This is a genomic window from Streptomyces sp. PA03-1a, assembly GCF_033792805.1.
Lineage (GTDB): Bacteria > Actinomycetota > Actinomycetes > Streptomycetales > Streptomycetaceae > Actinacidiphila.
In genome coordinates this window covers 1-4,011 of sequence record NZ_JARAVO010000410.1, presented here as the reverse complement: position 1 = coordinate 4,011, position 4,011 = coordinate 1, and the positions used below count along the sequence as shown (strand labels likewise).

The following is a 4,011-nucleotide window of genomic DNA, read 5'->3' as shown; positions in this document are numbered from 1 at the left end:
CGATTGCCCGGCGCGGTCAGTGCGGGCCTGCGCTCTGTTGGGGTGGGGTCGGGGCCGCGCCGGCGCACTCCCCCAGCCTTCGGCCGGGGGGACCCCCACAGCGCTCGCGGTTTACGTCCACATCGTTCGGCACCCGGGTCCGCCGCTCGTCTCCCCCCGGCCTTCGGCCGGGGGAACCCCCCATGGGCGCACCCCGCCACACCCCCTCCCGTTGTGGGGGCGCATGACGGCCGGTGGGGGGGGTGAGTAAGGCACCTGCGGCAACCCCGGACCGCCTCCTAACCCACCACCGGCCGTTAGTCGCCCCAACCGGCAGGAGGGGGTGTGGCGGGGTGCCCCCGCAGGCGACGAGCGGAGCACGCGGCGCCCAATGACGTAGACCAGCGCCGCGAGCGCGGAGGTGGGGGTCCCCGGCCGAAGGCTGGGGGCGTACCCCGGCGCAGCACCGACCCACAACGCACGCAGCGCCAGGCGGTCACTGACCACGCCGGGCAAGGGGCGGGCGGGGGGACGCCCGCCGCAGGCGCAAACGAGCCGCACACGACAACGGGCCGCGAGGGGCCCCCCGCATCCGCTACGCGGATACGCGGGAGACCGCGTCCGCCACCGACAACTCCTCGCGCTCCCCGGTGCGGCGGTCCTTGACCTCGACGACCCCGTCCCCCGCGCCGCGCCCCACGACGAGGATCGTCGGCACCCCGAGCAGCTCCGCGTCGGTGAACTTCACGCCCGGCGAGACGCCCGCGCGGTCGTCGACGATGACCCTGACCCCGGCCGCGTGCAGCTTCTCCGCGACCTCGAGGGCCAGTTCCGTCTGCAGCGCCTTGCCCGCCGCCACGATGTGGACGTCCGCCGGGGCGACCTCGCGCGGCCAGCACAGGCCCTGCCCGTCGGCGGTCTGCTCGGCGAGCGCGGCGACGGCGCGGGAGACGCCGATGCCGTAGGAGCCCATGGTGACCCGGACCGGCTTGCCGTTCTGGCCCAGGACGTCGAGCTCGAAGGCGTCGGCGTACTTGCGGCCGAGCTGGAAGATGTGGCCGATCTCGATGGCCCGGTCCAGCTTGAGGCCGGCGCCGCAGCGCGGGCAGGGGTCGCCGGGCTCGACGGTGACGACGTCCAGGTACTCGTCGACCTCGAAGTCGCGGCCGCAAACGACGTTGCGGGCGTGCGTGTCGGGCTTGTTGGCGCCGGTGACCCAGGCGGTGCCGGGGGCGACGCGGGGGTCGGCGAGGTAGCGGACGCCGGTGAGGCCCTGCGGGCCGACGTAGCCGCGGACGAGGTCGGGGCGGCCGGTGAAGTCCTCGGCGGTGACGAGTTCGACCTCGGCGGGGGCGAGGTGCTCGGCGAGCTTGCCGAGGTCGACCTCGCGGTCGCCGGGGACGCCGACGGCGACGATCTCGCCGTCGACCTTGACCAGCAGGTTCTTCAGGGTCGCCGAGGCCGGCACCCCCAGGTGCGCCGCGAGGGTCTCGATGGTGGGGGTGTCGGGGGTGTCCACCTCCTCGACGGCCGGGTGGTCCGCACCCTCGACCGGGGGCACCACGGTGGTGACGGCCTCGGTGTTGGCCGCGTAGTCGCACGCGGGGCAGTCCACGAAGGTGTCCTCACCGGCCGCGGCGGGGGCGAGGAACTCCTCGGAGGCCGAGCCCCCCATCGCGCCGGAGACGGCCGAGACGATGCGGAAGTCGAAGCCGAGCCGCGAGAAGATCTTGATGTAGGCCTCGCGGTGCAGCCGGTAGGCCTCGGCCAGGCCCTCGTCGGTGGTGTCGAAGGAGTAGGAGTCCTTCATCTGGAACTCGCGGCCGCGCAGCACGCCGGACCGGGGCCGGGCCTCGTCGCGGTACTTGGTCTGGATCTGGTAGAGGATCACCGGCAGGTCCTTGTAGGACGCGCACTGGTCCTTGACGACCTGGGTGAAGATCTCCTCGTGCGTGGGCCCGAGCACGTACTCCGCGCCCTTGCGGTCGCGGAGCTGGAAGAGCAGGTCGCCGTATTCTCCGGCGCGCCCGGTGAGCTCGTAGTTCTCCCGCGGGAGCAGCGCGGGCAGCAGGACCTCCTGGCCGCCGATGGCGTCCATCTCCTCGCGGACGACGCGTGCGACGTTCTCCAGCACCCGCTTGCCGAGCGGCAGCCAGGTCCACACCCCCGCCGATGAGCGGCGGACGTATCCGGCCCGGACCAGCAGCTTGTGGCTCGCGGTCTCGGCGTCGGCCGGGTCGTCGCGCAGCGTCTTGAGCATCAGCCGGGACATGCGCAGGACCATGGGGGCTCTCCAGGGGGTTTCGTACCGTTGCGCCGAGGATATCGAGCCGTGGTGCGCTCCCGGAAACGCGTTATCGCACGAGCGGCAGGCGGGCGCCCATGACGGCGTACGGGCTGGCCGCGCTGGGGAAGTGCACGGGCCGGGCCAGATCGGTGTAGCCGAGGGCGCGGTAGAGCCGCCGGGCCCGGCTCTCGGTGTCGATGGCGGACAGGATGCTGCGGGGCTCGTCGGCGCCGTCGGTGATGGTGGTGATGAGGGCGCGCCCGATGCCGCGGCCCTGGAAGCCGGGGTGGACGTGCAGCTCGGTGATGGTGAAGGAGTCGTCGAGCCACTCGTCGGTGCCGGTGCGCCGCAGGTAGGGCTCGACGACCGTGGACCACCAGTGGATCCGGCTGTTGGGCATGCCGTACACGAAGCCGGTGAGCCGTCCGTCGGGGGTGAGCGCGCCGAGCGCGCGGACGCCGGGGAAGCACAGGTGCCGCAGCACGATCTGCCGGCGGATGGCGACCTCCTCCGCGCCCAGCCCGAAGGCGACCGCCTGGACGGCCAGTGCCTCGTCCACCCGTGCCGCCAGGTCGATCGGCTCGACCGCCACGTCCTCCATGGGCGGCGACACTACTAGAACAGGACGCTCATGAAGGCGCCGACCTCGGTGAAGCCCACCCGGCGGTACGCGGCCCGGGCGGGCGCGTTGAAGTCGTTGACGTAGAGACTGGCCACGGGGGCCACGTCGCGCAGCGCGTAGTGCAGGACGGCGGCCATGCCGGTCTCGGACAGGCGGCGGCCGCGGTACTCGGGGGCGACCCAGACGCCCTGGATCTGGCAGGCGTGCCGGGTGACGGCGCCGATCTCCGCCTTGAAGACGACCCTGCCGTCCTCGATGCGGGCGAACGCGCGGCCGGCGCCGACGAGTTCGGCGACGCGGGCCTGGTAGAGCAGTCCGCCGTCGCCGGCGAGCGGGGAGACGCCGACCTCCTCGGTGAACATGGCGACGCAGGCCGGCATGATCACGTCCATCTCGTCGCGCCGGACCCGCCGCACGTACGGGTCGGGCTCGACCTGCGCGGGCAGCGCGCGGGTGACCATCAGCGGCTGGTGGGAGCGGACCTCGCGGGCCGGGCCCCAGCTGGGTTCGAGCAGCGACCACAGCGCGGAGGTGGGGGCGGTGGGGCCGACGATGGAGGAGCAGCGGCGTCCGGCGCGCAGCGCCCGCTCGGCGAAGGCGCGCACGGCCTCGGGGCCGGCGCAGATCGGGACGAGGTTGGCGCCGGCGTAGCAGAGCGCCTCGACGCGGCCTCCGGAGTACCAGCCCCACATCTCGCCGCCGAGGCGCCAGGGGTCGAGTCCGGCGACGGCGACCCGGGAGGCGACGAACGCGTTGGACACCGGATCACGGTCGAGCACCGCGAGGGCGGCGTCGAGTTCGCCTGGCTCCATGACCTTGGTCGTCGTGGTCGTCAACACGTGGGGCGCCTCACCGTACGGGCCGCAGCGGTCGGGGGAAGTCCCCGAACCTTACCTCGGGAACGTGTGTTCCGCCCGTGCCCGCCCGTATCCCGGACCGCGGGGGCCCGGGACGCGGGAGGGGATGGTGGGTCAGCTGACGGAGACGGAGGGCTCGCCGGAGGCGATGCCGTCGGCCTCCATCTGCTCGGCGAGCTTCATGGCCTCCTCGATGAGGGTCTCCACGATCTTCGACTCCGGCACGGTCTTGATGACCTCGCCCTTGACGAAGATCTGCCCCTTGC

3 protein-coding genes and 1 pseudogene are annotated in these 4,011 nt (G+C 73.2%); all 4 read right to left on the bottom strand.

Annotation, left to right across the window (positions count from 1 at the left end; translation table 11 throughout):
* Positions 1–574 precede the first annotated feature (574 nt).
* Positions 575–2,263, bottom strand: coding sequence for a proline--tRNA ligase (locus PV341_RS44120; RefSeq protein ID WP_500325779.1), 1,689 nt, complete (start codon positions 2,261–2,263; stop codon positions 575–577).
* Between the two features lie 70 nt (positions 2,264–2,333).
* Complete coding sequence (locus tag PV341_RS44115; RefSeq protein ID WP_500325777.1) at positions 2,334–2,867, bottom strand: GNAT family N-acetyltransferase; 534 nt, start codon at positions 2,865–2,867, stop codon at positions 2,334–2,336.
* A gap of 14 nt (positions 2,868–2,881) precedes the next feature.
* Positions 2,882–3,727, bottom strand: a complete 846-nt coding sequence (locus PV341_RS44110; protein WP_499514304.1) for a GNAT family N-acetyltransferase — start codon at positions 3,725–3,727, stop codon at positions 2,882–2,884.
* A gap of 132 nt (positions 3,728–3,859) precedes the next feature.
* Positions 3,860–4,011: pseudogene (locus PV341_RS44105) on the bottom strand (flavodoxin-dependent (E)-4-hydroxy-3-methylbut-2-enyl-diphosphate synthase); the annotation flags it as partial.

What these genes read in the sequence shown, in the direction of transcription:
- PV341_RS44120 (WP_500325779.1), bottom strand. Translation starts at nt 2,263, where the DNA reads ATGGTCCTGCGCATGTCCCGGCTGATGCTCAAGACGCTGCGCGACGAC.
- PV341_RS44115 (WP_500325777.1), bottom strand. Translation starts at nt 2,867, where the DNA reads ATGGAGGACGTGGCGGTCGAGCCGATCGACCTGGCGGCACGGGTGGAC.